This is a genomic window from Pseudomonas sp. CFBP 13711, assembly GCF_014842265.1.
Classification (GTDB): Bacteria; Pseudomonadota; Gammaproteobacteria; order Pseudomonadales; family Pseudomonadaceae; genus Aquipseudomonas.
The window spans coordinates 210,147-236,171 of sequence record NZ_JACYVI010000002.1; the positions used below are offsets into that span (position 1 = coordinate 210,147).

The window sequence follows — 26,025 nt, forward strand, 5'->3', positions numbered from 1 at the left end:
CTCATACCGCCTTGGTAATGGTGACGCCGAGACGGCGCAGGGCCAGTGCCAGCGCGTCGGCGAGGTTGGCTTTGGTGACGACGCCTTGCAGATCCAGGCCCAGGTGCACGATGGTCTGGGCAATCTGCGGACGCACACCGCTGATGATGCAATCGGCGCCCATCAGGCGAATCGCCGTGACGGTCTTGAGCAAGTGCTGGGCCACCAGGGTGTCGACGGTCGGAACGCCGGTGATGTCGATGATCGCGATTTCCGCGCCGGTGTCGACGATGCGCTGCAACAGGGATTCCATGACCACTTGGGTGCGTTGCGAATCCAGCGTGCCGATCATCGGCAACGCCAGAACGCCGTCCCACAGTTTCACCACGGGGGTGGACAGCTCGAGCAGCTCTTCCTGCTGACGCTTGATCACCGCCTCGCGGGACTTCTGATAGGTGCGAATGGTGTGAAGGCCGAGGCCGTCGAGCAGTTCGGATATCTGCATCACTTGCTCGGCAACCAGCGCGGGCTGGTCGGCGAAGTCGCGCTGCAGTTGTGTGAACAACGGGCCTTTGAGGGCGAAGATGAAGCTGGCGGTCTGCTGGGAATCCTGACCGGCCAACGCACGCTGGCTGGAGAGTTTTTCCAGGAAGTGGCGAACGTCATCCCACTCGGTGGTGGTGATATTGACCGAGCCACCCTTCTCAAGGGTCGACGTCAGCAGGCGCAGGAAGTCGGTAACTTGCTGGCGGATCTCTTCGGTTTTGAGATTGCGGGTCGCGCCGCTGGCTTCCAGGTCGGCGTGCCACTGAACGGCAAGCTGGGATTCCGAGCGCTTGAGCGCGTCAACGGTGATTTGTTGCAATGCTGCCATGAGGGTGGCTCCAGTGAGTGCACGTCGAGAGTTAGAGTTGGTCGACTTGAGCGGGCCTGTGAAATATGCGGAATGGTCAAAAAAACAGCACGGAACGTTGAGCGGCAAGTTGTTGCAAGGCGCGGACCAACAGGCTGTCTGGCTAACGGGTTTGCAGGCGCTGCAACGGGCGTGAACCGGGCAGACGAAATACGCCTGCCATGACTTGGTGTCAAGGTAACATCAGCCCGTTTTCGCTGTTTCTTTATCGGCGCGATCGTCACGGCCTTAAAACACGCTGTCGACCACTTGAACATAGATGGAAAAGGCCCCCAGCAAAAACCAGAACACGGTGAACAGCCACGGCGTGCGCATGGAGAACATCAGCGATTTACGATAGCCCTTCTCGCTGGATTCGTGCTCGCTGAACAGGGGCGAGTCGTCGTAGGCGAGCCCCATGGCCGGCTGGCTGCTGAGCAATTGAGCCTGCTTGAAATGCCAGTGATCGATGATTTCGTAAGCGGCGCGGATGCCGGGCCAGGCGTGCATGGAGCTGATCAGCCCGAGCAGTGTCAGGAATGGCGGCACCACCAGCGTGAACATCTTGCCCCACTCGGGATTGAGATTAGCCATCGACGAGGCGAAGGCGATCACCAGAAACGATTGCGCGGACAAATAGGCGTTGGTGCGGTTGGAGAGGATGGCCGTCTCGTACTGGATTTCCTTGCGGTAGAAGTCCAGCCGGTCTTTCGGCGATCCGAACAGCATGGCGTCAGCGACTTGAGCATCCGCGGCCTGCTCTTCGGCCACCGGGTTGCTGCTGGTGATGATGATCGGTGTTTCGATGTCACGGCTCACAAGGGTGCCTCCTGCAAATTGAATGTGGGACCGGCTTTAGCCGGGAAGCTTTTGACAATCACGCCCTCACTTCAATGACCCGGACGCCCGCGCCATGCAGCGAACCCGCCGCTCTTCCACCCGCTGGGCGAACCAGGCCGTGGTCAGCTTGCGGGTGATCTTCGGACTTTCCAGCACGATGCCCGGCAAAATCGCCCTAGGCAGCGGCTTGCCGGCGGCCTTGTCGGCCATGGCGAAAATCTTCGCGTACAGCTCGGTGTCCTCGAAGGCCAGGGTTTCGCCCTTCTCCAACTGGCTGCGGATGGTCGTGTTGCGCATGTCCAGCTGCGGGTAGAGGCTGCGAACCGCCAGTTCGGTCTGCCCCAGCGCCGGGCCGAAACCGTAGCTGATCAGGTCGCCATCCAGCGCCAGACGTTTGCCGGACACCCGCGCCAGAGCGCTCTGGAACGCCGCATTACGGCTGGCGTACCAGCCGGCGTTGAAGTCGGCGAAGCGGTACAGCGGCCTGTCATAGCTGACCGGATAACCCAGCAGGTGGGCGATGCCGAAGTACATGCCGCCGCGACGGCTGAACACTTCATGGCGAATAGAACCCTCCACCGGATACGGATAATCCCGGGCCTGGCGCTCGGCAAATTCGATGCTGACCTGCATGGGCCCGGCGGTGTGCACGGGGTTGAAATTGCCGAACAGGGTACGACCCAGCGGCACCATGCCGATGAAGTCATCGAAGATTGCGCTCAGGTCTTTTTCCGTGCGGGCGGCGCTGAGGCGTTCGTTGAAGGTCTTGCCGGTCGAGGAGCGGATGTCCAGTGCGCTGCGCACTAGCAGGTTAGGGATGTGCGCCTTGCTGGCGCGACGGTCAATTTCATCCTGGGCGATCTTGCCCATGCCGGGGACGGCCGGGTCGACCTGGAAGTTGGATTCCTGCTCGGTCACGGCCAGCACGGAACAGAGGTTTTCAACGCTGGGGTTGATCTGCTGCGCCTCGAATGCCCGCTGAATGTCCTGGGCCCAGCCCTGGCGGTCGGCGACAGTGGCAGGCAACAATCGCACGATTTCACTGCGCACCACCGAGGGTTCCGGCGCGGGTTCCTGGCTGCGTTGCGCGCTGCAACCGGCGAGGACCGCCAGCAGGATCAGGCTGGCTAGGGCATGGAGGTGGCGGCTGATTCCATTCACGGGCATGACTTCTCGCTGGTTACTCAAACGGGGTGGCGGGCTATGGACAGCGGGGAGCGCTGCTGATTCAAACAGGGCTGGATACGGCCCTACAAAAAGCATCGCGTTCAACCTGTGAAGCGGGAGTGGCCCTACGCTCGGGCAGGCATTACTCTGACCCACCCTACCCATTCAACAAGGAAGCCCGAATGTCCACCACAGCGCTCATCGTAGTCGATATCCAGAACGACTACTTTCCCGGCGGCAAATGGCCCCTCGCAGGCGCCGATGCAGCCGCCGACAACGCCGCCAAGGTGATTCAGGCCGCTCGGGACGCCGGGGATCTGGTCGTGTTCATCCGCCATGAATCAGGCGCCGCCGCCCCCTTCTTCACCCCTGGCTCCGATGGCGCAAAGCTGCACCCCAAAGTCCTGAACCTTGAAAGCGAAACGGTGGTGCTCAAGCACTTCCCCAACTCGTTTCGTGAAACCGGGCTGCAAGCGCTGCTCAAAGACAAAGGCATCGAGAACCTGGTCATCATCGGTTCCATGAGCCACATGTGCATCGAGGCCACCACCCGTGCGGCGGCGGACCTCGGTTACACCGTCAAAGTCATCCACGACGCCTGCGCCAGCCGCGACCTGGAATTCGAAGGCAGCGTAGTGCCTGCCGCCCAGGTTCACGCCGCATTCATGTCAGCGTTGGGCTTTGCCTATGCCGAGGTGCTGAGCACCGACACCTATCTGGCCTGACAAAGGAGAACACAATGAGTGACAAGAAAGCCGACATTCTGGTCTGGGGCCCGATGCACGCCTCGCTGATGCAAAACCTCGAGCGCGATTACCGCGTGCACAAACTCGCCGACATCAACGACATCGACACCTGGGCCAGTCAGCACGGGACCAAGGTGCGCGGCGTCGTCACCAGCGGCGTGTTCGGCACCGACAACGCCATTCTCGATCGCCTGCCGAATCTGGAGGTGGTCAACAGCTTCGGCGTCGGCTATGACGCGGTCGACACTCAGTACCTGGCGCGCCGTGGCATCAAACTGAGCAACACCCCCGACGTGCTCAACAACGCCGTCGCCGAAACCGCCATGGCGCTGATGCTCGGCGTATCCCGGCGCATCAGCGAAGCGGAGCGCTTCGTGCGGGCCGGCCAGTGGCCCAACGGCAAATTTCCCCTGGGCAACGACCTGTGCGGCAAGACCTGCGGCATCGTCGGTCTGGGCAAGATCGGCAAGACCATCGCCAAACGTGCTGCTGCGTTCGAGATGAACATCGCCTACTTCCGCCGTGGTCGGGCCTATGACGATGTGTCCTACCAGCACTACGACAACCTTCAGCACCTGGCTCAGGACTCGGACTACCTGATTGTCATCGTCCCCGGTGGCCCGGACACCCAGCACCTGATCGACGCCGAAGTGCTCAGGGCGCTCGGACCCAAGTCGTTTCTGATCAACGTCGCTCGCGGCAGCGTTGTCGACGAGAAGGCCCTGGTGGCTTCGCTGCTGGCCTCGGAAATCGCCGGCGCGGGCCTCGACGTGTTCGAAGACGAACCCAACGTGCCAGCCGAGCTGTTGAAGCTGGACAACGTGGTGCTCACTCCGCACATCGGCTCGGGGACCTACGAAACGCGCCAGGCCATGGCCGATCTGGTGTTCGCCAACGTCAGTGGTCATTTCGAGAAAGGGACGCTGGTCACGCCGGTCGAGCTGTAACCGGCGCTTCATGTGCAGGCCTGACGATCAAGCCGTCGGCCTGCTCGCACCAATGTTTAAAGGCCTGCGCTGCCGTAGGGTGGACTGAACGGGCCGTACCGTAAGTCAGTGCCCGGACATCAATGCCAACTTTTCGGGATAATGCCGGTCGAACAGCCCCTACCCGGATTCCAGACATCTGCACATGCATTCCGATCAAGCAACCTGATCGAGAAACAAGGAGAACCCTGTTTGAATATTGCCGGCGTCATTTTTGACTGCGACGGAACACTGGTTGACAGCGAACGGCTCGCCGCCGGCCTGCTGCGCGACATCCTTAACAAACACCAGGTGTTGCTGACCGTTGACGAAGTGCTGCAACGCTTTCGTGGCGTGCAGTTTGCGCTGTGCCTGGAAGGCCTGTGCCGCGACTATCCGTGGCTGCCGAGCGACGACATCGAAACCGAATTCCGCTCGCGCACCCTGCCGCTGCTGCGGGAACGGCTGGAAGAAATGCCCGGCGCGGTCGAGTTCGTGCGCAACCTGTCGCTGCCTAAATGTGTCGCCTCCAACGGCCCGCGCAGCAAGATCGAAACCTGTCTGAGCACCGTTGGCCTGCTGGACGTGTTCCATGGCCTGATCGTCAGTGCCTATGAAGTGCAATCGTGGAAACCGTCCCCGATACTGATCGAACACGCTGCAGAATTGCTGGGCCTGCCGCCGACTCAGTGTCTGCTGGTGGAAGACAGCATTCCGGGCGTCGAGGCCGGACTGGGTGCCGGTGCGCAAGTGGCGGGCTATGGCGATACGGATTTTTCGGCCTTCATGGGGAATGCCAACTTCCATCGCGTTAAAGATTTTGGTGAATTGAAGGAATTGGTACAGCGCATCAGTTGATCGACCGGCCATCCATCCGATCGGCCCTTGTTCATCCCCGGACAACTCGATACTGTACATAAAAACAGTATCGAGAAAATCCATGCAGCTGATCGACAAGCTGAGCATCCTCGCCGACGCGGCCAAGTACGACGCTTCCTGCGCCAGCAGTGCCGCACCCAAGCGCAGTTCCGAGGGCAAATCCGGCCTCGGCTCGAGCACCGGCATGGGCATCTGCCACAGTTACACCCCTGACGGGCGCTGTGTCTCGCTGCTGAAAATCCTCCTCACCAACTTCTGTCTGTACGATTGCCAGTACTGCGTCAATCGCCGGTCCAGCGACGTGCCCCGCGCACGCTTCAGCCCCGAAGAAGTGGTCACGCTGACCATGGACTTCTACCGCCGCAACTGCGTCAGCGGGTTGTTTCTCAGCTCCGGGATTATCCGCTCGGCGGACTACACCATGGAACAGCTGATTCGCGTGGCCAAACTGCTGCGTGAAGACCACGAGTTCCGTGGCTACATCCACCTGAAGACGATCCCCGAAGCCGATCCCGCGCTGATCGAAGAAGCCGGCCGCTACGCCGACCGCCTCAGCGTCAACATCGAGCTGCCGACCCAGCTGGGCCTGCAGACCCTCGCGCCGGAAAAGGAAATGGGCTCGATCAAGCAGGCCATGCAGACGATCTACACTGGCCAGCAAACCATTCTCAACGAGCCGCGGGCGCCGAAATTCACGCCGGCCGGCCAAAGCACGCAGATGATTGTCGGTGCCGACGAAACCGATGACAGCACCATCCTGCACACCGCTGAGTCGCTGTACGGCGATTTCCGCCTCAAGCGCGTCTACTACTCGGCGTTCAGCCCGATTCCCAACAGCCCGAAAAGCGTTCCCCACGCCGCGCCGCCGTTGATGCGCGAGCACCGGCTGTATCAGGCCGACTTCCTGCTGCGCAGCTATGGCTACAGCGCCAACGAACTGCTGCAAGGCCCGGGGCATCTGGCCCTGGACATCGACCCGAAACTGGCCTGGGCGCTGGAGCACCGCGACATCTTCCCGCTGGACCTCAACCGCGCGGAGCCGGCGATGATCGCGCGGATCCCCGGCATTGGCATCCGCACCACAAAGCGTCTGGTCGAGTTGCGCCGCCAACGTCGCATTCGCTATGAAGACCTGACCCGCCTGCGCTGCGTGCTGGCCAAGGCCAAGCCGTTCATCATCACCAGCGACTACCATCCGCGCCAAGCCGAGAGCTCAAGCATTGATCTGCGCGAGCAACTGCGGGACAAACCGCAGCCGCAACAAATGGCGCTGTGGGGATGATCATTCTCGATTGCGCCAACTCATTCGACACCTGGCGGCAACAGGCGCGCTGGCTGATGAGCCACCAGATCAACCCCGATCAAGTGAGCTGGAGCGTGCAGCAGGACGCCGACCTATTCGCCAGCGACACCGATTACCCCGACGAACCTGGTCCGTTCCGCGCGCGCATTCCCCTGGAATTGCTGGAACTGCTGCAAAACGCGGCGCAATTCTGCGGCGATCAGCGCTGGACGCTGCTCTATGAAGTGCTATGGCGCGTGAGCCACGGTGATCGCACGGCCATGTTGGCCGGTGACAAACTCGGCAGCGAACTGCACCGGCGCCTGAAACAGGTCAGCCGTGAAGCCCATCATCTCCATGCATTCTTGCGCTTCGTGGCGCTGCCGGTGATCGACAACGCCGAAGACGTCGCGGCGAAGGCGGCGTTGCTGGAGATGACCTGCCTGCCGGAATACGTCGCGTGGCACGAGCCCGCCCATGACATTCTGCGCACCGCCAGTGAGCATTTCATCGGGCGCATGGGTCGTCATCGCTGGATGATCGCGACGCCCAAGGACGGCGTGTTCTATGACGGCAAACAGCTGATTCATCAGCCGGTGTGCCCGGAGGCGTGGCAGTCGCTGGCGCGCAATGCCGACGATCCCCATGGCAATCTCTGGTTGACCTACTACAGCCACATCTTCAATCCGGCGCGGCTCAATCCGAAAGTCATGCAGGGCCATCTTCCGGCGCGGTTCTGGAAAAATCTGCCGGAAGGGCCGCTGATTCCGGCGTTGATCAGCGAGGCACGCACCGGCGGGCAGCGTGATGGTCAGGCGCGGGAGATTGCCGAGCGACGCGGCAAAGTGATTCGTGGCAAGCCCACGCCCTCACCCGCGGCGGACGCCCAGTAGGCAGCGCGGGTGGGCTCAGGTTCTCGATGAGCCTTACTGATCCAGGGTGTTGGCGGGTTCGAACTCGCGATGGGCCGCGGTCTGCATCCCGGCGGTGCTGGTCGGCGAGCCCAGGGCGGTGCCGAAAAAGCGCACGGCTTCCGTGCTCAGGTCGCGGTGAATGCTTTCGCGGTTGACGCCAATGGCGTCGGTGCACAGCCCGGGCTGGGTGGCGCGTTGCTCGTCATCACAGGGCGCCATGAACACAAAGTGCCCTGCCCCGGCGAACAGTTTGAAATCCGAGACATCGGGCAGCTTGCGCGCCAGCGCTTCGGCGTTCTTGTCGATGGCGAGCAGTTCGTCGCCGTCGCCGCTGTAAAGCAACACCGGCACGTGCACATCCGCCAGGGTCTGCCGACCGAACATCAATCCCAGCGGCGCCATCAACATCAACGCGCCTACCCGGGGATCGGCCTGGGCGTGCAGGTCATCACGGTCTGCCACCAGTTCGCCCTGGGTCTTGCAGGCATCCCGGTCCTGGGGGCGCTCGGTGCAGTAATGGCGCAGACGCTGCAGATCAGGCTGGGCACCGGCGAGAATCAACGCCGTTTCGCCACCCGCCGAATAACCGATCACCCCGACCCGGCGCGCGCTGATGTACGGCGACAGCATCGGGTCGATCAATGCGGCACTGATGGCTTCGGATATTTGCAGCGGGCGGCCGTAGAGATTACTCAGGCTGCCCAGACGGCTGTGGTCCATGTAGTTGTCGCCCGGATGGAACACCGCCACGACGACAAACCCCTTGCGCGCCAAGGATGTCGCCAGATCATGTTGCGCCAGCGGCGTGCCGGTGTTGCCGTGGGACAGCATCAGTAACGGGAAACGGCCCATCGCAATGGTCGCGTCTTCCGACGCCTCAATCGGATAACCCTGAACGCGGGTGACGTGCTCATCGTCGGTGGAGGGGTAAAAGGCGTAGGCGTGCATGGGCCGGGAATCCAGCGGATCGAGAAACGTCAGCTCGTGAAAGCCCACGCTCCAGCTCTGCAGCTCACTGGCCTGCACCGAAATCAGGCTGCCCAGCAGGCTGATCATCATCACTGCACAAAGACGCATCATTGCAATGCCCCTCACCTTATCAACCCATGCCTGGCCATTCAGACGCTCAAGGGCCAAAGCCCCGCGAAAACGGCGTCTGTCGCTATCTGACCCGTGGGGTTCGATAACATTCCGAAACGTTTGAGGATCAATGGTGCACAAGGCGGGCCAAGCTCGATGAATTGAAGACGTCGGCCGCCGTTTGACGCAGAACCGACCGGATGGCCGGCATTCTACGGTGCTTCGAAGAGGTTACGCGCAAAGAAGTCATAAAGGCTGTCGCCGGGCTGAACGTGCGGCCGCAAAACGACGAAAGCCCCGTCAACAGACGGCGTGCAGGCCGGTGATGACAGGGCTTTCGAGTGTAACTTTTTTAATCGCTTCGAGCCCCTCGCGGGAACGCTCGACGGGTCGGGCTTACGCGAACAGCGTTTCGCTGATGGTCTTCTGCGCGGCAGCCATGGCAGCGGCACGCGGCTCGTCGCCATAAGCCAGGCCTTCAGCGACGACAAAGTGCAGGTCGGTGACGCCAATGAAACCGAACACCACCTTGAGCAAGTCGTCATGGCCTGCACCGCTCGGCAGCCCCTGATGCAGACCGCCCGTGGTCGACACGACGATCACTTTCTTACCCTTGCACAGCCCTTCCGGACCGGCTTCGGTGTAGCGGAAAGTGCAACCGGCCACACAGATGCGGTCAATCCACGCCTTCAACTGGCTCGGGATGCTGAAGTTGTACATCGGCGCACCGATGACCACCACGTCCGACGACAGAAACTCTTCCAGCGTCGCTTCGTTGGTTTCCACTTCCAGCCTCTGCGCCGCGTCACGCCCTTCCACCGGCGTACCGGCAGCGGCCAGCGTGGCGCCGGAGAAATGATTGAGTGGCTCATTCGCCAGATCGCGGTAAACCACCTGAGTATCAGGGGTGATAGCGGTAAAAGACTGAACGACACTGCGGCTCAACTGACGCGAAGCGGAGTGATCGCCGAGGATGCTGGAATCGATGTGCAAGAGTTTCATAAAGTGCTTCCCAAGGTAAGAATCGCCGCCTGGCGATCAAGTGGCGTCATCCTACCCTGTGAGGTAATGCGTGATTAGAGGGTGCAAACGCGATAGATCGTCCCGCTCACAGGACAATCAAAATGCGCACCGATGTTGGTTCGAGGCATCTGCGGAAAATCCCGACATGGATAGCGTTCACACCGGCCCCTTCCCGGCTAAAGCCGGTCCCACTAACAGCAGCGCGTTGAGTCAGTGGCACCAGCTCCGACTGTAGGACCGGCTTCAGCCGGGAAGCTTTTAATCTGCCCCTGATCTGCTTTTGATCTTCGTACATAGAAGGTCCAGACACCGCCAATCGCGACTTGGGTGCAGGCTGAACGCAGGTCTCGCGCAGTGGGCCGAGCCGCATGGATGCGGCGAGAGCCGCCCCCCGCCATGGATGGCGGATGGCGGCGGGCCCACGGAGCGAGACCGGAGTGAAGGAACCCTGAGGAACGAAGGGCCCAACCGAGAGCAGGCACTTTTGCTTACTTTTGGTGCTTTTCAAAAGTAAGTCGCCGAAGGCGAAACAGTCTGCCCCCAGGCAGACGCTCTTGATCTTAAAGACCTTGATCTTGATCTTGATCTTGAAAAAGCCTACAGATGCCCCGCCAACTCACACGCCTCCCGATCCGCCTTCTCATTCGCCCCAAAATCCTCCGCCAGCAAATCCACCAACCCCCTCACCGACGGCAACAACCCCCGCCGAGAAGGAAACACCGCATGAATCAACCCACTCGGCGGACGAAACCCCGGCAGCACCTCAACCAGCCGCCCCTCATGCAACGAATGCCGAACCATAATCTCCGGCATCTGCACCACCCCCACACCCTCCACCGCCGCCCGGTGCAACGCATCCAGATCCGACGTCACAAAGCGCGGCTGATGAGCAATCTCGATCCGCTCACCCCCCGGCCCGATCAACGCCCAACGGTGCTCACGGTTCGCCGGCGCCAGATCCATACTCGGCAGCCCCACCAACTCCTGCGGCATTCGAATCATCCTGCCCTCCAGCAACGAGGGACGAACCACCAACCGCTGATGGCTCTCGCCCAACACCTTCATCACCAGATTCTCATCGTCCAGCGGCGGAAAACGCACCCTCAGCGCGATGTCATACCCCTCCCCCAACACATCCACCCGACGGTTCGTGCTCTCCACCTGAATCTGCACTTTCGGGTGCAGCACCAGAAACTTCGCGATCGTGTCACTCACCCCCATCGAACCCAGCGCCGGCGGGCAACTGATGCGCACGATGCCCTGGGGCTCGGACCTCGACTGCTCGACCACCTTCTCGGCGGCATCGGCCTCCACCAGCATCGCCACACAGTGCCGGTAATAATCCAGCCCCACCTCGGTCACCGTGAATTTGCGCGTGGTGCGCTGGATCAGCCGCACCCCCAGCCGATCCTCCAACTGAGCGATGCGCCGGCTGAGCTTGGTCTTCGGCACCTCGATCTTGCGCGCGGCGGCCGCGAACCCCTTGTTCTCGACCACCTGCACGAAGTAGTACAAATCGTTGAAGTCGTACACGGTTTGCCGCTCGCCTGGCCGAAAGGGGCTGGGATTGTCGCAGGTTGCCAATGGGCTGTCCTGCGTGGGAGCGTGCAAACGATCCAGTCAACACATTCAACGCTGTGCACCTCTTGACCTTGCCAGAAGGGCAAGGTTGATCCTTACTGGCAATCGACTTGCCGGAGTGCCCGCGATGCCCAGTGCCCACACATTTGATCTGCCCATTACCGGCATGACCTGCGCCAGTTGCGCCGGCCGGGTCGAGCGCGCACTGCGCAAAGTGCCCGGCGTTCAAGTTGCCACGGTCAACCTCGCCAACGAACGCGCCCACGTCGAGGTCAGCGGGCAGATCGATCCGGCTGTGCTGGTGGCCGCCGTCGACAAGGCCGGTTACGGCGCCAGCCTCGAACAGGACCCAGCCACCCAGCAAGCCGACCAGCGCAAACGCCACGGCACCGAGCGCTGGCAGTTGATCGTGGCCATCGTGCTCGCACTGCCGCTGGTCTTGCCAATGCTGCTGCAGCCGTTCGGCGTCCACGGGATGCTGCCGGCATGGTTGCAGTTTGCTCTGGCCACCCCCGTGCAGTTCCTCCTCGGCGCGCGCTTTTACGTTGCCGCCTGGAAAGCCGTGCGCGCCGGCGCCGGCAACATGGACCTGCTCGTCGCGTTGGGCACCAGCGCCGGTTACGGTTTGAGCGTTTACCAATGGCTAAGCGCTGGCCCCGGCACGATGCCGCACCTGTATTTCGAGGCCTCGGCGGTGGTCATCGCCCTGGTCCTGCTCGGCAAATACCTGGAGAGCAGCGCCAAGCGCCAGACCGCCAGCGCGATCCGGGCCCTGGAAGCCATGCGCCCAGAGCGCGCGATCCGACTGGTTAACGGGCAGGAAGCGGACGTCGCCATCAGCGAATTGAGCGTCGGCGATACGGTGGTGGTGAAACCTGGCGAGCGCTTTCCGGTGGATGGCGAGGTGCTCGAAGGCCAGAGCCACGCCGACGAAGCCCTGATCAGCGGCGAGAGCCTGCCGGTGCCGAAACAGCCCGGCGACAGGGTCACCGGCGGTGCAATCAATGGCGAGGGCCGGCTGCTGATCAGCACCCGGGCGCTGGGCGCGGAAACCGTGCTGGCCCGCATCATCCGCTTGGTGGAAGACGCCCAGTCTGCCAAGGCGCCGATCCAGAAACTGGTCGACAAGGTCAGTCAGGTGTTCGTGCCCGTGGTCCTGTTGATTGCCGTCGCGACGCTGGCAGGGTGGCTGATGGCTGGCGCGTCACTGGAAGCTGCGCTGATCAACGCCGTCACCGTGCTGGTCATCGCCTGCCCCTGTGCCCTCGGGCTGGCGACGCCGACTGCGATCATGGCCGGCACCGGCGTGGCCGCACGCCACGGCATTTTGATCAAGGACGCCGAAGCCCTGGAACGTGCCCATGAAGTCACCACGGTGGTCTTCGACAAGACCGGCACGCTGACTTCCGGCAGGCCGCGCATTGCCCACATGGCTGCCCTCGACGGTGATGAAAACACTTTGCTGCAACTGGCCGGTGCGCTGCAGCGTGGCAGCGAACACCCCTTGGCCAAAGCCGTGCTGGAGGTGACCGCCGAACGCGGGCTGAGCCTGGATAACGTCGGCAATAGCCGCGCGCTGGCCGGACGCGGTATCGCCGGCACCCTTCGAGGCCGCGAGTTGGCGCTGGGTAATCACCGCTTGCTGCAGGAAAGCGGCTTGCTGGACGAAGGCGGCTTGGCCGGGGACGTTCTGAACGAGCGCGCTCAGGCATGGGAAGCCGAAGGCCGCACGCTGTCGTGGCTGATCGAACTGAGCCCACAGCGTCGGGTGCTCGGCCTGTTTGCCTTCGGCGACACCCTCAAGGCCGGCGCCGTTGAGGCCATCGCCCAACTGAACGCCCGGCACATCAGCAGCCACTTGCTGACGGGTGACAATCCCGGCAGCGCCAGGGTGGTGGCCGAGGCGCTGGGCATCCGCGACGTGCATGCCGAAGTGTTGCCCGCCGACAAAGCTGCAACTGTCGTGACGCTGAAGAAAACCGGCGTGGTGGCGATGGTCGGTGACGGCATCAACGACGCCCCTGCCCTGGCCGCGGCCGACATCGGCATCGCCATGGGTGGCGGCACGGACGTGGCCATGCACGCCGCCGGCATCACGTTGATGCGTGGCGACCCGCGGCTGATCCCCGCCGCCCTCGACATCAGCCGCAAGACCTACGCGAAGATCCGCCAGAACCTGTTCTGGGCCTTCGTCTACAACCTGATCGGCATTCCGCTGGCGGCGTTCGGCCTGCTCAATCCGGTGCTGGCAGGCGCGGCCATGGCCTTGTCCAGCGTCAGCGTGGTGAGCAACGCCCTGCTGTTGAAAACCTGGACACCCAACAACGAATCCAAAGACGACCCCAAAGACACGCCCAACGACACGGGAGACGCCTCATGAACATCGGACAAGCCGCCAAACGCAGCGGCCTCAGCGCCAAGATGATTCGCTATTACGAATCCATCGGCCTGCTTCCGGCCGCCACCCGCACCGACAGCGGCTATCGCCTGTACGGCCCGGACGAGCTGCACACCCTGGCGTTCATCAAACGCTCGCGAGACCTGGGGTTTTCCCTGGAAGAAGTCGGCAAACTGCTGACCCTCTGGCAGGACCGCGGCCGCGCCAGCGCCGACGTCAAGGCGCTGGCCCACAAGCACATCCTCGAACTCAACCAGAAGATCGAGGAACTGGCCGGCCTGCGTGACACCCTGCAGAACCTGGTCAGCCACTGCCAGGGCGACCGCCGGCCGGACTGCCCGATTCTGGCGGACCTGGCGTCGAATGGCGGTCGTTCAAATGGTTAACGCAGGCTGCCGGTCACCCCTCACCCGCATTCAGGAACACTCCCATGCAGATTGAAGACGTCGCCGCGTTCTGCCTGAATCTTCCGGGCGCGCGGGAGGATTACAAATGGGGCGGCGTCAGGGTGTTCTCCATCGCGGACACCAAAATGTTTGCGGTGATGGGCCTGGCCGGCAACGATCTGTCGTTCAAGGTCGGCGCTGAGCTGTTCCTCGGCTACGTCGACCGTCCGGGCATACGCCCTGCGCCGTACCTGGCCCGTGCCCACTGGGTCACCCTCGCCTACCCGTTCGCCATGGGCGAAGACGAGCTGAAGGACTTGCTGACCCGCTCCCATCAATTGGTGGTCGGCAAACTGTCGAAGCGCAGGCAGGTGGCGTTGAAGCTATAACCGTCGCCGCGTCTGCTAAAAAGCGGCTCAGAACAGGTGGCGCGAGATCAGGCGACCGCCGAACAGCAGACGGTCCATCCAGAACAACTCGTGCAGCAGGACAATCAGCCAGAACACCAACTGGTAGGAAAACTTGCGGGTCTTGTGGCGAAACACTTGCTGAGCCAGCATCGCGCCGGGCCAGCCACCGAGCAGTTCGATCCCGTGCAGCAGCTTTTCCGGCGTGCGCTGTCCGCTGTGCCGGGCCTGCTTCTTGTCGTAGCCATACACAGCAAATGCGACGACGCTCATCAGTGCGTAGATCGCGGCCGGTAGCCAACTGCCGCCGCTTGTCCAGTAGGTGACGACCCCGTAGGCCGGCAAGCCGCACAGCAACAGCAGCGTCAGCAGCTTGAGTTTCAGAAAGCGCACGGCGACGGGTTTAGCAGCGGCCGGGCGACCCGGGTTTTGCGGTTCGAAGCGTTGAGTCATCGGAAGATCAGCCCTGCACGCTGGACCAGTCGACCCAGCCGAATTGCCAGGTCGCCAGGATCAGCAAGCCAAACGCGATGCGGTACCAGGCGAACACGTCGTAGCTGTGGGTCGCGATGAACTTGAGCAAACCGCGCACGGCGATCATCGCGAAGATGAACGCGGCGATGAAGCCGATGGCGAACACCGGCAGGTCGTCGGGCTGGAACAGGTGACGGTATTTGTACCCCGAGTACACCGAAGCCGCGATCATGGTCGGCATCGCCAGAAAGAACGAAAACTCGGTGGCGGTCTTGCGTGACAGGCCGAACAGCAGCCCGCCGATGATGGTCGAGCCCGACCGCGAAGTTCCCGGAATCATCGCCAGGCATTGCGCGAAGCCGACCTTCAGCGCATCCACCCAGGTCATCTCATCCACGGTCTCGGCGTGAATCACATGCTCGCGGCGCTCGGCCCAGAGCATGATGAAACCGCCCAGCACCAACGCCACCGCGACGGTGATCGGGTTGAACAGGTATTCGTGGATCAGATCGGAAAACAGCACCCCGAGGACCATGGCGGGCAGCACGCCGACGATGAGGTTGGCGGTGAACCGCCGCGCTTCGGGCCGCGTCGGCAGCCCGGTGACCACGTCGAGGATCTTGCGACGAAACTCCCACATCACCGCCAGGATCGCCCCCAACTGAATAATGATATTGAACGCCATCGCGCGCTCGCCGCCAAAACCGATCAGATCCGCGACGATGATCTGGTGGCCCGTACTGGAAATCGGCAAAAACTCCGTAAGCCCTTCTACAACTCCAAGTATCAGTGCCTGTGCGGCGGTCCAAAGATCCATCATTCCCCCGGCTGGAGCCCGCTCATGGCAAGGCTCTCTTGATTTGTATTACAAACTGTTGCGCGAACGATAAACGGTCGAGCGTAAAAAAAGCATGAACGCAGGCTGTCTGGCTCGGGCATGAGCGCGGCGATGCTAGCAGACCTTTTTGACGAACGCGCTAGCATGAATACTGGCGCGAAGGCTTTGACGTTTGTCTCATCGTCGTTACATTTCCTCTATGAACCCCGCGGGTTGCCCGGGCTGTTTTTCCAGTGCCTTTTCAAACGCTTCCGACGCATCATCGCGCCCCACCTCGGGCGATAAAGCGCCTACAATCGCCGACCCGTTTTTTCATCGTTTCCTCAGGAGTTGCCATGTCAGGGCTTGAACTGTTCGCCGCCGCACTCGGTGTCATTGCCGTCTGGCTGACAGTCAAACAGAACCCGTGGTGCTGGCCGATAGGGCTGGTCATGGTGTTGCTCTACACCTGGATCTTCTTTGACGTGAAGCTCTACTCCGACATGCTGCTGCAGGTGGTGTACGCCGGGCTCCAGGTGTATGGCTGGTGGCAATGGACCCGCCGGGGCGCGGCGGACAACGGCCGCATCGTCACCTCGCTGGGCAGTGGCAGCCTGCTGCTCAGTCTGGTGGCCGGCGCGCTGGTCAGCCTTGTCCTCGGCGCGGCCATGGCCCACTTTACCGACGCCGCTCAACCCTGGCTCGACGCCACACTGACCGGCTACAGCCTGGTGGCGCAGGTATGGATGGCGCAGAAGCGCGTGCAGTGCTGGCCGCTGTGGATCCTTCTCGACGTGATCTTCGTCGGCCTGTTCCTCTACAAAGCGCTGTACCTCACCGCCGGCCTGTACGCGCTGTTCACCCTGCTCGCCGTGCAAGGCTGGCGTGACTGGCGCGCCGACCCCGCGCTGGCGCGTTGACCGGGATGAAAGTGCTGGTACTGACAGGGCCCGAATCCAGCGGCAAGAGCTGGCTGGCGGAAGAGATTCAACGGCAGTTCGGTGGCGTGCTGGTGGGCGAATACGTGCGCCAGTTCATCGATGAGGTGCAGCGGGACACCGTTTACGCAGACATCGATGTCATCGCCCATGAGCAGCTGGCCTGGGAAGACGCCGCCCGTTCGCTAAAACCGGCGCTGCTGATTCTTGACACTCACCTGCTGAGCAACATCCTCTGGAGTCGCGCGTTGTTCAACGACTGCCCGGCCTGGCTCGAAGCCGCACTAGCCGAGCGCCATTACGATCTGCACCTGTTGCTCTCGCCGGAAGGCGTCGAATGGATCGGCGACGGCCAGCGTTGCCAGCCAGACCTGAGCGAGCGCCAGGCATTCTTCGAGGCCAGCCGGCAGTGGCTGGTGGCCCATGGGCAGACCTTCAAAGTGATCGGCGGGAGCTGGAGCTACCGCAGTGAGCGAGTGTTGCAACGGGTTGCCCAATTGATTAACGACTGAATGCCTACCAGCCGGACGTAAGCGCCGCCGGACAACTCGCCCGACGCGCGATCAGCGAATCTGGTGTTTGTGCAGCAGGCGATAAAACGTTGGGCGAGAGATGCCCAGCACTTTGGCCGCCACGCTGAGGTTGTCGCTGTGACGGGTCAACACATCGCACAGCGCCTGCCGTTCCGCCCGAGACTTGTACTCATCGAGAGTGGCCATGCTGGAGCTGATCTCTTCTTCGCCCAGAAGCCCGAGGTCGAACGCTTCGATCTGCCGCCCTTCGGCCAGCACCAGCCCGCGACGTACCCGGTTTTCAAGCTCCCGCACGTTGCCGGGCCAGTCGTGCTTGCCCATGGCGACCAGCGCGTCCTGACTGAAATTACGCACCCGCCGGCCGGTCTCCCGACTGTAGAACTGGGCGAAGTGATTGGCCAGCAAGGCCAGATCGCCGTGCCGCTCGCGCAGCGGCGCGGTGCCCACCTGCAAGACGTTGAGCCGGTAATACAGGTCTTCGCGAAAACGCTTCATGCGAATCGCCGCTTCCAGGTCGACATTGGTCGCCGCCAGCACCCGCACATCGACCGGGATCCGCTCGCCTGCCACCTCGATGTGCGGATCCTGCAGGAACCGCAACAGATTGGCCTGGACCTCCAGGGGCAGATCGCCAATCTCGTCGAGAAACAGCGTGCCGCCGTTGGCTTCTTCGATGCGCCCCGTCCTGCGCTGGCGTGATGCGTCGACGTCCTCCCCTGCCTCGCCGAAGAGCTCTTCCTGCAGCAAATGCTCCGACGTCGCCCCGCAGTTGATCGAGATGAATGGCTGCTCGCGGCGCTGGGACTGCGCGTGCAGCGTGCGCGCGATCAGCTCCTTTCCCGTCCCGCCTTCGCCACGGATCAGCACCGGCGATTCGGTGGGCGCCAGTTTGCTCAGCAATCGCCGCAATTCGCGCATGGGCCGGCTTTCCCCCAGCAGTTGCGGACCCGGGCTCTCTCCATACGGGCCGCCTTTGGCATAACTGGCACCTTTGGCACGCAGCCGTGCCATGCCGTAGGCGCGGCCTAATGTCACCTGCACCCGGGCTACATCGAAGGGCAAGGTATGGAAATCGAAAAACCACTCACAGACCAAATCACCGATGTGCTCGCGGCGCAGGTCCTCGCTGGTCAGGACTGCGATCCACTCTGTATTGCTTCGGGAGATAAGGGATTTGACCACTTCGGGGTGTTCGAAATGCTCGGGCAGCAGGCGGATAAGGCCCACGTCACAGGGACGCAGCGCTGCCTCTTCAAGGGTGCAGCTGTCGACATCCCAACCCGCGATGCGCAAGCCGGGGACCAACTGCAGGCATTCCTCGCACGGTTCGACGATCAGCAAGCGGCGGATGGAGGCCAGATCATGCATGTGAGTTTCCTTGGCGCCGGGGTCGCATAGTGATCGTGGGAAAACGTTTTTAAACAGTAGCTTGTGAAGGCCGATTGACACCATAGCAAGATTTTTGACGCGTCCTTGGATCGATTATCTATAAGCCTAAGATCGAAACGTGCTTAGCAGCGTGGCCTGAGATAGACGGCGATCGGGCGTGCGCTGCCAAGGCATTGCAGGAGTTTGGCCCAAGCGCGGCGAGGAAGCGCGATCGGACCGACGCTTAAAATAAATCAAGAAATTTCAGAAATGGGTGTGACTCAGCCGTGGGGGACGGTCATCAGTACAAGTAGCAACACGAGTAGCAATACGCGTAACCACCGAGCGAAACGCCCGCCGCCGGTGCCAACGGATACGGGCACTTTGAGGACAGTCCATGAACGCCCCCTTGCGCTTCAACGATGCTTTGCTGATTGCCGGTCACGCCTTTGAACCCTTCCAGTGCGTGGCTTGGGCCCCGCAGGACGGCAATGGCGAACTGAGCCTGACCGTCGTCGACCGCACCAGCACCCGCATTGGCCGCAAGCAGATCCCCAGCAGCGCCTACTCCGATCCGAAACAACTGGCGCAGTTCCTGGAACAGGCCCGTGCCGAGATCAGCGGCGAAGGCTACAACCTTGAGCCGTGGACCATGCCCGCCTGAAGACCTGCTGATCTAACCCCTGCCGACGACGCGCGCTCAGCACTCGTCGATGTGACGGTAGTCGGCGTCCAGCTGAGCGGCGATGTCCCGGGCGCGGCCCAGTCGAATGGGCCCGCGCTCGATATCGATCAGCAACACGGGGCCGCCGAACAAGGGAAGCGGCTGCGCCGGTCGCGTTGATAGCGCCGGCATGTCTTTGACGCGCCCGTCCGTGAGAATCAGCACCCGTAGCTGTTCAGCCGGGCAGCGCTTCTGCCGTTTTGCAGACCAGTCCGCCGCCTGATTGATCGCTTCGAACAGCGGCGTGCCGCCCCCAGCGCCCAATGCATCCAGCCAGGGTTGCAACGCGGCGCTGGCTTTCAAGCCCTGATGCTGCCAGCGCGCGCCCTTGCCGCTGGCGGTGAGCAACGCCAGCCTGGCGCGCTGCCGATACGCATCATCGAACAACCCCGCCAATAAACCCTTCGCCTGACTCAACGCCTGATTGCGCCGGGTCGATGCCGACGCGTCGACGATCACCAGCCAGAGCTGCTCCGGCCGGCGACTGCGGGGCTGACGTACCAGATCGGCACGAGCCCGAGGGCGGCCGCGCAGCAAGGTCGGCAGCCAGGCAATGGCGCCCTCCGCACCGGGGCGGGCAGCGCCGTTTCTACCGCCACCCAGGGCACCCGGTCGAGGGCTGGCATTCGCCCCCTTCGACAGGCGGGGGCGAATGCCTAGGGCTTTTTTGGCCAGTGGGGTACTTCTTTACGACTGCCCGCCTTCACGCTGCGGGCGGGTAACTCACCCCAACTGCCCTCGCCGGTTTCTGGCGCGTCATGCTGCGGCTGAGCGCCGTTGTCGGGTCTCGGCGGGCTTTGCTCTGATGACGCAGGCGGCGGGGATTGAGACTGATGCGGCGGTTGCGGCTCCCGACGACGATGGCGCAGAGCGAAATCGGCCACGGCGTCGATGTCGGTTTCGGTGATCTGAGCACCGCCGCGCCAGGCGGCATGGGCACGGGCCGCGCGCAACCAGACCAGATCCGCACGCAAACCGTCGACCCCGGCCGCAAAGCAACGCTCGGTGATCAGGCCCAGACTGACGTCATCCAGCTCGATGGTCGGCAACAGGCTCCGGGCGGTTTCACACCGCGCCTTTAACGCCTGCTGCTGCGGGGCCCAGTGCTGACAGAACGCCTCAGGCGAGGCGTCGAAATCCAGACGGCGGCGAATGATCTGCCCGCGCTGTTCCGGCAATGTCTGCCCGCTCAACGCCACGTTCAGGCCGAAACGGTCGAGCAACTGCGGGCGCAGTTCGCCTTCTTCCGGGTTCATGGTGCCGATCAGCACAAAGCGCGCGGCATGGCGATGGGAAATGCCGTCGCGCTCCACCAGATTGACCCCGCTGGCGGCCACGTCCAGCAACAGATCGACCAGATGGTCCGGCAGCAGATTGACCTCGTCGACGTACAACACGCCGCCATCCGCCCTGGCCAGAACCCCCGGCGAGAATGCCGCGCGGCCTTCACCCAGCGCCGCGTCGAGGTCCAGCGTGCCGACCAGGCGCTCTTCGGTTGCACCCAGCGGCAGCGTGACGAACTGACCGCTGGCCAGCAGATCCGCCAGCCCTCGGGCCAGGGTCGATTTGGCCATGCCCCGCGGGCCCTCGATCAGCACGCCACCGATTTTCGGGTCGATGGCGGTCAGGCACAGGGCGAGCTTCAGGTCATCGGCACCGACGACGGCAGCGAGGGGAAAATGTGGGGTGTCGGTCATGGTCGGTTCTCGTAAAGCCGCGGGTCAATCACAGTGTTCAATCCAGTCAGGCGTCTGCACAGGCTGCTGTGCAGGCCCTCATTCACGCTCATGACTCTTCGATGTCCAGCAGCAGATTCTCCAGCGCCTCGCGGTACTCGCCGGGCTCCTGCCACAGGCCGCGCTGCTGCGCCTCGAGCATGCGCTCGGTCATGTCCCGCAGCGCATCCGGGTTGTGCTGCTGGATGAAATCGCGGGTCGAGGCGTCCAGCAGATAGGCATCGGCCAGCAGTGCGTATTGGTGATCGTCGATCAGCTCGGTGGTAGCGTCGAAGGCGAACAGGAAATCCACCGTCGCCGCCATCTCGAACGCACCCTTGTAGCCGTGGCGCTTGACCCCTTCGATCCACTTCGGGTTGGCCGCCCGGGAGCGCACCACCCGGTTGAGCTCTTCCTTCAGCGTACGGATCTTCGGCAGATCAGGCTGGCTGTGGTCGCCGTGATAACTGGCGACTTTCTCGCCGGACAGGCTTTCCACTGCCGCCAGCATGCCGCCCTGGAACTGGTAGTAATCGTTTGAATCCAGCACATCGTGTTCGCGGTTGTCCTGGTTCTGCAGCACCGCCTGAACCTGGCTCAGCCGCTTGGCAAAACCGTCACGGGCCGGCGTGCCTTCGTCGCTGCCGCCGTAGGCGTAGCCACCCCAGTTCAGGTAGACCTCGGCGAGGTCTTCGCGGCTCTGCCACAAGCGCCCGTCGATGGCGTTCTGTACCCCTGCGCCATACGCGCCTGGCTTGGCCCCGAAGATGCGCCAGCCAGCCTGCTTCGCCGCTTGCTCGGCATCCAGACCGTCGCGCTGCAATTGCTGGCGCTCCTGGCGCACGCGGGCGGCCAGCGGGTTCATGTCGTCGGGCTCGTCCAGTGCTGCGACGGCCTGCACTGCGGCGTCGAACAGGCGGATCAGGTTGGCGAAGGCGTCGCGGAAGAAACCGGAGACCCGCAGGGTGACATCGACCCGCGGCCGGTCGAGCAGGCTCAGGGGCAGGATTTCAAAGTCATCGACGCGCTGACTGCCCGTCGCCCACACCGGACGCACACCCATCAGCGCCATGGCCTGGGCGATGTCATCACCGCCGGTGCGCATGGTCGCCGTGCCCCAGACCGAAAGCCCCAGTTGACGTAGATAATCACCATGGTCCTGTAAGTGCCTTTCCAGCAACAGATTTGCCGACTGGAAACCAATGCGCCACGCGGTCATGGTCGGCAGATTGCGCACGTCCACGGAGAAGAAGTTGCGCCCGGTGGGCAACACGTCCAGCCGTCCACGACTGGGGGCGCCGCTCGGCCCGGCCGGGACGAATCGCCCACTTAGCGCGCGGAGCAGGTTCGACATTTCTGCTGGACCGCAGGCGTCGAGGCGAGGGATAACCACTTCATGCAGGGACTGAACAACGTCAGACAAGCTGTTGTTTTCTAACCGATTACTGAGAGGCACGCCGCTGGCAATCTGCTCAATCATCTGCGCGGCCAACAGCTCCAGCCGCTCACGGGTATCACCCGTCGTGCGCCATGATTCAGCGCTGACTTCATGTAATGCGTGAGGTTTGTCGCCGGTCCATGGCGCACCGAGATCACAGTCCAGCGGGTCGAAATCCAGCGCCAGCGCCTGACTCAACGCCCGCAGCAGACTGGCCTGACCGCCGCGACCATCGCCGCGAGGCACGCGCACCATCGCCAGCAGTGTGTCGATGCGCAGCCGGCCGGTGGGCGACTCGCCGAATACGTGCAAGCCGTCGCGGATCTGCGACTCCTTCAGGTCGCACAGGTAGGTGTCCAGACGCGGCAGCCACACGGCGGCGTCGGCCTCGCTGTTGGCGTCCCCGTCCATCGCCAGTTCGCGGTCGATGTGGGTCTCGCGCACCAGCCTGAGAATGTCTTTTTGCAGCTCCCTGGCGCGGCGCGGATCAAGCAGCTGCGCTTCGTAATATTCGTCCGCCAGCAGTTCAAGGTCGCGCAACGGACCGTAGGTTTCGGCGCGGGTCAGCGGTGGCATCAAGTGGTCGATGATCACCGCCTGGGTGCGGCGCTTGGCCTGGGCGCCCTCGCCCGGATCGTTGACGATGAACGGGTAGATATTCGGCATCGGGCCAAGGATCGCGTCCGGCCAGCAATACTCGGACAGACCGACGCCTTTGCCCGGCAGCCATTCCAGATTGCCGTGCTTGCCGACGTGGATGACAGCATGAGCGCCATAGCGTTTGCGCAGCCAGAAGTAAAACGCCAGATAGCCGTGGGGCGGGACCAGATCAGGGTCGTGATACACCGCGCTGTGGTCCACGTTGTAGCCCCGCGCCGGTTGAATGCCGACGAAGGTCATGCCGAAACGCAGGCCGGCGATCATCATCCGCTCGTCCCGACACATGGGGTCGGTGTCAGGGGCGCCCCATCGCGCGATGACTGCATCGCGATTGGCTTGCGGCAGCGCTTGAAACGCCGCCCTGTACTCGTCCATGGCCATGCTCTGGTGGCACGGCCGTCGATCGAGGCTGTCCGGGTCATTGGTGACGCCGCCGAGCAAGGCGTGAATCAGCGCAGTACCGGTCTCGGGCAAGTCCTCAACAGGGTAACCCTCCGCCTGCATGGCCTTAAGGATGTTCAGCGCGGCCGCTGGCGTGTCGAGGCCGACGCCGTTGCCGATGCGCCCGTCGCGGGTTGGATAGTTGGCCAGAATCAGCGCTACGCGCTTGTCGGTGTTGGCGGTGCGGGCGAGCAGCACCCAGCGCCGGGCCAGTTCGGCGACGAAATCCATGCGCTCCGGCTGGGCGCGGTAGCAAACCACGTCGGACTGGCTGCGCTCGCTGTGCCAGGCCAGGTCCTTGAAGCTGATTGGCCGGCTGATGATGCGCCCGTCCAGTTCCGGCAGCGCGATGTGCATCGCCAGATCGCGGGGGCCCAGCCCCTGGGCGCTGGCCTGCCAGGCGGGTTCGTTGTCCTGGGCGCAAATGGCCTGAATGACCGGAATGTCCCGGCGAAACGGCCGAACATCCGGCGCTTCCGGGCTGGATTGGGCGAAGCCGGTGGTGTTGAGAATGACCTCGCAATCCACCTCGTCGAGCCAGTCCTGTATCGCGCTCATGCAGCCGGCTTCCTTCAGGCTGGCGACGGCAATCGGCAACGGGTTCAGGCCCTGGGCCGACAAGCGCTCGCAGAACACATCGATGAAGCCAGTGTTGGCTGCCTGCAGGTGGGAGCGATAGAAAAGCACGGCCGCGACCGGCTGATCGGCGCGCCAGTCGGCCTGCCAGCGGGCCAGGTCGGCATTGGCGTTGTGCGGATGATAAATCACGGTGCGCGGCAGGGTTTGCGGCTCGGCCCACGGGTAGTCGCCACCCAGCCAGCGTGTGGCGATGAAATTGAACAGCGCCAGCGCGTTGTGCTTGCCGCCCTGACGCAGGTAATGCCAGAGCCGCTCGCGGTCTTCGACGGATTCCGTGCTCAGGCCGCTCAGCTCGGGGTCCGGCCGGTCGCAGCCGGGTACCAGAATCAGCTTCACGCCTCTCGCGGCCAGCTCCACCAACCGCTCGACGCCGTAACGCCAGTAGCCGATGCCGCCGTGCAGGGAAATCAGGATGACTTTGGCGTGGCGCAGCACCTCGTCGACGTACAGATCCACCGACGCATGGTTTTGCACCTGCATCGGGTTGGCCAGGCGCAGGCTCGGGTAGCTATCCGGCAATTGCCGCGCGGTTTCAGCCAGCAGCGCCAGATTCGAGTCGGCGCTGCACAGGATCACCAGCTCGGCGGGCGTCTGGCCCAGGTCAGCGATGCTGTCGTCGGGGACGAAGCCGCCGGGCTGTGTACGCAGCAGGTGCATGGTTAGCCTTTTATGCCTGAGACTGCGTCGCGCAATTGCGCTTCGAGGACGCCGGCGTCCAGTTCCTGGCCGATCAGCACCAGGTGGGTTTCCCGAGCTTCGTCTGGCTTCCAGGCGCGGTCGAAATGCTTGTCGAAACGCGTGCCGACACCTTGCACCAGCAGGCGCATGGGTTTGCCGGGAATGGCGGCGAAGCCTTTGACACGCAGGATGCCGTGCTGGACGACGGCCTGGGTCAGCGCGTCGAGCAACAGCGATTCGTCGGCCTGAGGCAGCGTAATGGAGATGGAATCGAAGGCGTCATGGTCGTGGTCATCATGATCGTCGCCTTCGTGGTGATCGTGGTGGGTCTTGCGCCCGTCGATGTGCAGCTCGGACTCGGCGCCCAGGCCCAGCAACACGCTGATCGGCAGCTGGCCCCGGTTCGCTTCGACGATCTTCACCGCCGGCGGCAGTTCTTCGGCGACTTCGGCACGCACGGCGGCGAGAGCATCAGCGTCGAGCATGTCGGCCTTGTTCAGCACGACGAGATCGGCGCTGGCCAGTTGGTCGGCGAACAGTTCGTGCAGCGGCGATTCGTGATCCAGGTTCGGGTCGAGCTTGCGCTGAGCGTCGACTTGGTCCGGGAACGCGGCGAAGGTGCCCGCGAGCACGGCCGGGCTGTCGACCACGGTGATCACGGCGTCGACGGTGCAGGCGTTGCGGATTTCCGGCCACTGGAAGGCTTGAACCAGGGGTTTCGGCAGGGCCAGACCCGAGGTTTCGATGAGGATGTGATCGAGGTCGCCACGACGGGCGACCAGTTCCTGCATCACCGGGAAAAACTCTTCCTGAACGGTGCAGCACAGGCAGCCGTTGGCCAGTTCGTACACGCGACCGACGGCTTCTTCTTCGGTGCAGCCGATGGTGCATTGCTTGAGGATGTCGCCGTCGATGCCCAGTTCGCCGAATTCATTGACGATGACGGCGATGCGTCGGCCATCGGCGTTGTCCAGCATGTGCCGCAGCAAGGTGGTTTTGCCCGAGCCGAGAAAGCCGGTGACGATGGTGACGGGGAGTTTGGCCAGTGTTTTCATCGGTTG

The 26,025-nt window shown here is 62.9% G+C and carries 24 protein-coding genes; 11 read left to right on the plus strand and 13 right to left on the minus strand.

The features are described from left to right. Window position 1: 1 nt before the first annotated feature. The 3 genes from IFT47_RS05920 to IFT47_RS05930 form a co-directional block, all read right to left on the minus strand. Window positions 2-853, minus strand: coding sequence for an STAS domain-containing protein (locus IFT47_RS05920; RefSeq protein WP_192172052.1), 852 nt, complete (start codon window positions 851-853; stop codon window positions 2-4). A gap of 267 nt (window positions 854-1,120) precedes the next feature. Next, window positions 1,121-1,600, minus strand: a complete 480-nt coding sequence (locus tag IFT47_RS05925; protein WP_192172290.1) for a hypothetical protein — start codon at window positions 1,598-1,600, stop codon at window positions 1,121-1,123. Between the two features lie 156 nt (window positions 1,601-1,756). Continuing rightward, window positions 1,757-2,878: a DUF1615 domain-containing protein gene (locus IFT47_RS05930; RefSeq protein WP_192172053.1), complete on the minus strand. Its 1,122-nt coding sequence runs from the start codon at window positions 2,876-2,878 to the stop codon at window positions 1,757-1,759. Between the two features lie 182 nt (window positions 2,879-3,060). Between IFT47_RS05930 and IFT47_RS05935 the strand changes: the two genes are divergently transcribed. The 5 genes from IFT47_RS05935 to IFT47_RS05955 all read left to right on the plus strand — a co-directional run bounded on the left by IFT47_RS05935 (window position 3,061) and on the right by IFT47_RS05955 (window position 7,643). Further along, the gene (locus IFT47_RS05935) at window positions 3,061-3,603 is read left to right on the plus strand and encodes a cysteine hydrolase family protein (protein WP_192172054.1); all 543 of its coding nucleotides are present in this window, start codon (window positions 3,061-3,063) and stop codon (window positions 3,601-3,603) included. A 14-nt stretch (window positions 3,604-3,617) separates the two neighbouring features. After that, on the plus strand, window positions 3,618-4,571 hold the full coding sequence (locus IFT47_RS05940) for a 2-hydroxyacid dehydrogenase (protein WP_192172055.1): 954 nt from the start codon (window positions 3,618-3,620) through the stop codon (window positions 4,569-4,571). A 231-nt stretch (window positions 4,572-4,802) separates the two neighbouring features. Next, on the plus strand, window positions 4,803-5,447 hold the full coding sequence (locus tag IFT47_RS05945) for an HAD family hydrolase (RefSeq protein WP_192172056.1): 645 nt from the start codon (window positions 4,803-4,805) through the stop codon (window positions 5,445-5,447). An 82-nt stretch (window positions 5,448-5,529) separates the two neighbouring features. Next, on the plus strand, window positions 5,530-6,750 hold the full coding sequence (locus tag IFT47_RS05950) for a putative DNA modification/repair radical SAM protein (RefSeq protein ID WP_192172057.1): 1,221 nt from the start codon (window positions 5,530-5,532) through the stop codon (window positions 6,748-6,750). Continuing rightward, the gene (locus IFT47_RS05955; RefSeq protein WP_192172058.1) at window positions 6,747-7,643 is read left to right on the plus strand and encodes a TIGR03915 family putative DNA repair protein; all 897 of its coding nucleotides are present in this window, start codon (window positions 6,747-6,749) and stop codon (window positions 7,641-7,643) included. The genes IFT47_RS05950 and IFT47_RS05955 overlap by 4 nt, the downstream gene beginning before the upstream one ends. Before the next feature lie 33 nt (window positions 7,644-7,676). Here the strand turns inward: IFT47_RS05955 and IFT47_RS05960 are convergent, their stop codons facing one another. The 3 genes from IFT47_RS05960 to IFT47_RS05970 all read right to left on the minus strand — a co-directional run bounded on the left by IFT47_RS05960 (window position 7,677) and on the right by IFT47_RS05970 (window position 11,300). Then, on the minus strand, window positions 7,677-8,744 hold the full coding sequence (locus IFT47_RS05960) for an alpha/beta hydrolase family protein (RefSeq protein WP_192172059.1): 1,068 nt from the start codon (window positions 8,742-8,744) through the stop codon (window positions 7,677-7,679). Between the two features lie 396 nt (window positions 8,745-9,140). Then, window positions 9,141-9,746 carry an FMN-dependent NADH-azoreductase gene (locus IFT47_RS05965; RefSeq protein WP_192172060.1) on the minus strand — a complete coding sequence of 202 codons (606 nt, stop codon included), beginning with the start codon at window positions 9,744-9,746 and terminating at the stop codon, window positions 9,141-9,143. Window positions 9,747-10,364: 618 nt separating this feature from the next. Then, entirely contained in the window at window positions 10,365-11,300 is a 936-nt protein-coding gene (locus IFT47_RS05970; RefSeq protein WP_192172061.1) for a LysR substrate-binding domain-containing protein, read from the minus strand. A 175-nt stretch (window positions 11,301-11,475) separates the two neighbouring features. On the opposite strand from IFT47_RS05970, the gene IFT47_RS05975 reads away from it, so the two are divergent. Genes IFT47_RS05975 through IFT47_RS05985 form a run of 3 tightly spaced genes read left to right on the plus strand, consistent with a single transcriptional unit; the run spans window position 11,476 to window position 14,521 of the window. Next, the gene (locus tag IFT47_RS05975; RefSeq protein WP_192172062.1) at window positions 11,476-13,728 is read left to right on the plus strand and encodes a heavy metal translocating P-type ATPase; all 2,253 of its coding nucleotides are present in this window, start codon (window positions 11,476-11,478) and stop codon (window positions 13,726-13,728) included. Continuing rightward, window positions 13,725-14,132: a Cu(I)-responsive transcriptional regulator gene (gene cueR, locus IFT47_RS05980; RefSeq protein ID WP_192172063.1), complete on the plus strand. Its 408-nt coding sequence runs from the start codon at window positions 13,725-13,727 to the stop codon at window positions 14,130-14,132. Before IFT47_RS05975 ends, cueR begins: the two co-directional genes overlap by 4 nt. Before the next feature lie 44 nt (window positions 14,133-14,176). Continuing rightward, on the plus strand, window positions 14,177-14,521 hold the full coding sequence (locus IFT47_RS05985; RefSeq protein ID WP_192172064.1) for an MmcQ/YjbR family DNA-binding protein: 345 nt from the start codon (window positions 14,177-14,179) through the stop codon (window positions 14,519-14,521). 27 nt (window positions 14,522-14,548) lie between these two features. Here IFT47_RS05985 and IFT47_RS05990 read toward each other — a convergent pair whose 3' ends face one another. Then, window positions 14,549-14,992 carry a DUF1294 domain-containing protein gene (locus IFT47_RS05990; RefSeq protein WP_192172065.1) on the minus strand — a complete coding sequence of 148 codons (444 nt, stop codon included), beginning with the start codon at window positions 14,990-14,992 and terminating at the stop codon, window positions 14,549-14,551. Between the two features lie 7 nt (window positions 14,993-14,999). Next, window positions 15,000-15,830 carry an undecaprenyl-diphosphate phosphatase gene (locus IFT47_RS05995; protein WP_192172066.1) on the minus strand — a complete coding sequence of 277 codons (831 nt, stop codon included), beginning with the start codon at window positions 15,828-15,830 and terminating at the stop codon, window positions 15,000-15,002. A gap of 356 nt (window positions 15,831-16,186) precedes the next feature. On the opposite strand from IFT47_RS05995, the gene pnuC reads away from it, so the two are divergent. Continuing rightward, entirely contained in the window at window positions 16,187-16,750 is a 564-nt protein-coding gene (gene pnuC, locus IFT47_RS06000; protein WP_192172067.1) for a nicotinamide riboside transporter PnuC, read from the plus strand. Window positions 16,751-16,755: 5 nt separating this feature from the next. Beyond that, window positions 16,756-17,280, plus strand: coding sequence for an AAA family ATPase (locus IFT47_RS06005; RefSeq protein ID WP_192172068.1), 525 nt, complete (start codon window positions 16,756-16,758; stop codon window positions 17,278-17,280). 51 nt (window positions 17,281-17,331) lie between these two features. Here the strand turns inward: IFT47_RS06005 and IFT47_RS06010 are convergent, their stop codons facing one another. Beyond that, window positions 17,332-18,669, minus strand: a complete 1,338-nt coding sequence (locus IFT47_RS06010; protein WP_192172069.1) for a sigma-54 dependent transcriptional regulator — start codon at window positions 18,667-18,669, stop codon at window positions 17,332-17,334. 397 nt (window positions 18,670-19,066) lie between these two features. Here IFT47_RS06010 and IFT47_RS06015 point away from each other — a divergent pair, with 397 nt between their 5' ends. Beyond that, on the plus strand, window positions 19,067-19,333 hold the full coding sequence (locus tag IFT47_RS06015) for a hypothetical protein (RefSeq protein WP_192172070.1): 267 nt from the start codon (window positions 19,067-19,069) through the stop codon (window positions 19,331-19,333). Between the two features lie 36 nt (window positions 19,334-19,369). On the opposite strand, the gene IFT47_RS06020 is transcribed toward IFT47_RS06015, so the two are convergent. From IFT47_RS06020 to cobW, 4 genes are all read right to left on the minus strand, one after another. After that, window positions 19,370-19,996, minus strand: coding sequence for a VWA domain-containing protein (locus tag IFT47_RS06020; protein ID WP_192172291.1), 627 nt, complete (start codon window positions 19,994-19,996; stop codon window positions 19,370-19,372). A gap of 53 nt (window positions 19,997-20,049) precedes the next feature. Beyond that, complete coding sequence (locus IFT47_RS06025) at window positions 20,050-21,090, minus strand: ATP-binding protein (protein ID WP_192172071.1); 1,041 nt, start codon at window positions 21,088-21,090, stop codon at window positions 20,050-20,052. Between the two features lie 88 nt (window positions 21,091-21,178). Continuing rightward, window positions 21,179-24,943, minus strand: a complete 3,765-nt coding sequence (gene cobN, locus IFT47_RS06030) for a cobaltochelatase subunit CobN (protein WP_192172072.1) — start codon at window positions 24,941-24,943, stop codon at window positions 21,179-21,181. A gap of 2 nt (window positions 24,944-24,945) precedes the next feature. Next, entirely contained in the window at window positions 24,946-26,019 is a 1,074-nt protein-coding gene (cobW, locus tag IFT47_RS06035) for a cobalamin biosynthesis protein CobW (protein ID WP_192172073.1), read from the minus strand. Window positions 26,020-26,025: the final 6 nt, after the last annotated feature.

Excerpts from the sequence above, each read along its gene's own strand:
- IFT47_RS05920 (WP_192172052.1), bottom strand. The coding sequence starts at position 853 with ATGGCAGCATTGCAACAAATCACCGTTGACGCGCTCAAGCGCTCGGAA.
- IFT47_RS05925 (WP_192172290.1), bottom strand. The coding sequence starts at position 1,600 with ATGCTGTTCGGATCGCCGAAAGACCGGCTGGACTTCTACCGCAAGGAA.
- IFT47_RS05930 (WP_192172053.1), bottom strand. The coding sequence starts at position 2,878 with ATGCCCGTGAATGGAATCAGCCGCCACCTCCATGCCCTAGCCAGCCTG.
- IFT47_RS05935 (WP_192172054.1), top strand. The coding sequence starts at position 3,061 with ATGTCCACCACAGCGCTCATCGTAGTCGATATCCAGAACGACTACTTT.
- IFT47_RS05940 (WP_192172055.1), top strand. The coding sequence starts at position 3,618 with ATGAGTGACAAGAAAGCCGACATTCTGGTCTGGGGCCCGATGCACGCC.
- IFT47_RS05950 (WP_192172057.1), top strand. The coding sequence starts at position 5,530 with ATGCAGCTGATCGACAAGCTGAGCATCCTCGCCGACGCGGCCAAGTAC.
- IFT47_RS05955 (WP_192172058.1), top strand. The coding sequence starts at position 6,747 with ATGATCATTCTCGATTGCGCCAACTCATTCGACACCTGGCGGCAACAG.
- IFT47_RS05960 (WP_192172059.1), bottom strand. The coding sequence starts at position 8,744 with ATGATGCGTCTTTGTGCAGTGATGATGATCAGCCTGCTGGGCAGCCTG.
- IFT47_RS05965 (WP_192172060.1), bottom strand. The coding sequence starts at position 9,746 with ATGAAACTCTTGCACATCGATTCCAGCATCCTCGGCGATCACTCCGCT.
- IFT47_RS05975 (WP_192172062.1), top strand. The coding sequence starts at position 11,476 with ATGCCCAGTGCCCACACATTTGATCTGCCCATTACCGGCATGACCTGC.
- cueR (WP_192172063.1), top strand. The coding sequence starts at position 13,725 with ATGAACATCGGACAAGCCGCCAAACGCAGCGGCCTCAGCGCCAAGATG.
- IFT47_RS05985 (WP_192172064.1), top strand. The coding sequence starts at position 14,177 with ATGCAGATTGAAGACGTCGCCGCGTTCTGCCTGAATCTTCCGGGCGCG.
- IFT47_RS05990 (WP_192172065.1), bottom strand. The coding sequence starts at position 14,992 with ATGACTCAACGCTTCGAACCGCAAAACCCGGGTCGCCCGGCCGCTGCT.
- IFT47_RS05995 (WP_192172066.1), bottom strand. The coding sequence starts at position 15,830 with ATGGATCTTTGGACCGCCGCACAGGCACTGATACTTGGAGTTGTAGAA.
- pnuC (WP_192172067.1), top strand. The coding sequence starts at position 16,187 with ATGTCAGGGCTTGAACTGTTCGCCGCCGCACTCGGTGTCATTGCCGTC.
- IFT47_RS06005 (WP_192172068.1), top strand. The coding sequence starts at position 16,756 with ATGAAAGTGCTGGTACTGACAGGGCCCGAATCCAGCGGCAAGAGCTGG.
- IFT47_RS06010 (WP_192172069.1), bottom strand. The coding sequence starts at position 18,669 with ATGCATGATCTGGCCTCCATCCGCCGCTTGCTGATCGTCGAACCGTGC.
- IFT47_RS06015 (WP_192172070.1), top strand. The coding sequence starts at position 19,067 with ATGAACGCCCCCTTGCGCTTCAACGATGCTTTGCTGATTGCCGGTCAC.
- IFT47_RS06025 (WP_192172071.1), bottom strand. The coding sequence starts at position 21,090 with ATGACCGACACCCCACATTTTCCCCTCGCTGCCGTCGTCGGTGCCGAT.
- cobN (WP_192172072.1), bottom strand. The coding sequence starts at position 24,943 with ATGCACCTGCTGCGTACACAGCCCGGCGGCTTCGTCCCCGACGACAGC.
- cobW (WP_192172073.1), bottom strand. The coding sequence starts at position 26,019 with ATGAAAACACTGGCCAAACTCCCCGTCACCATCGTCACCGGCTTTCTC.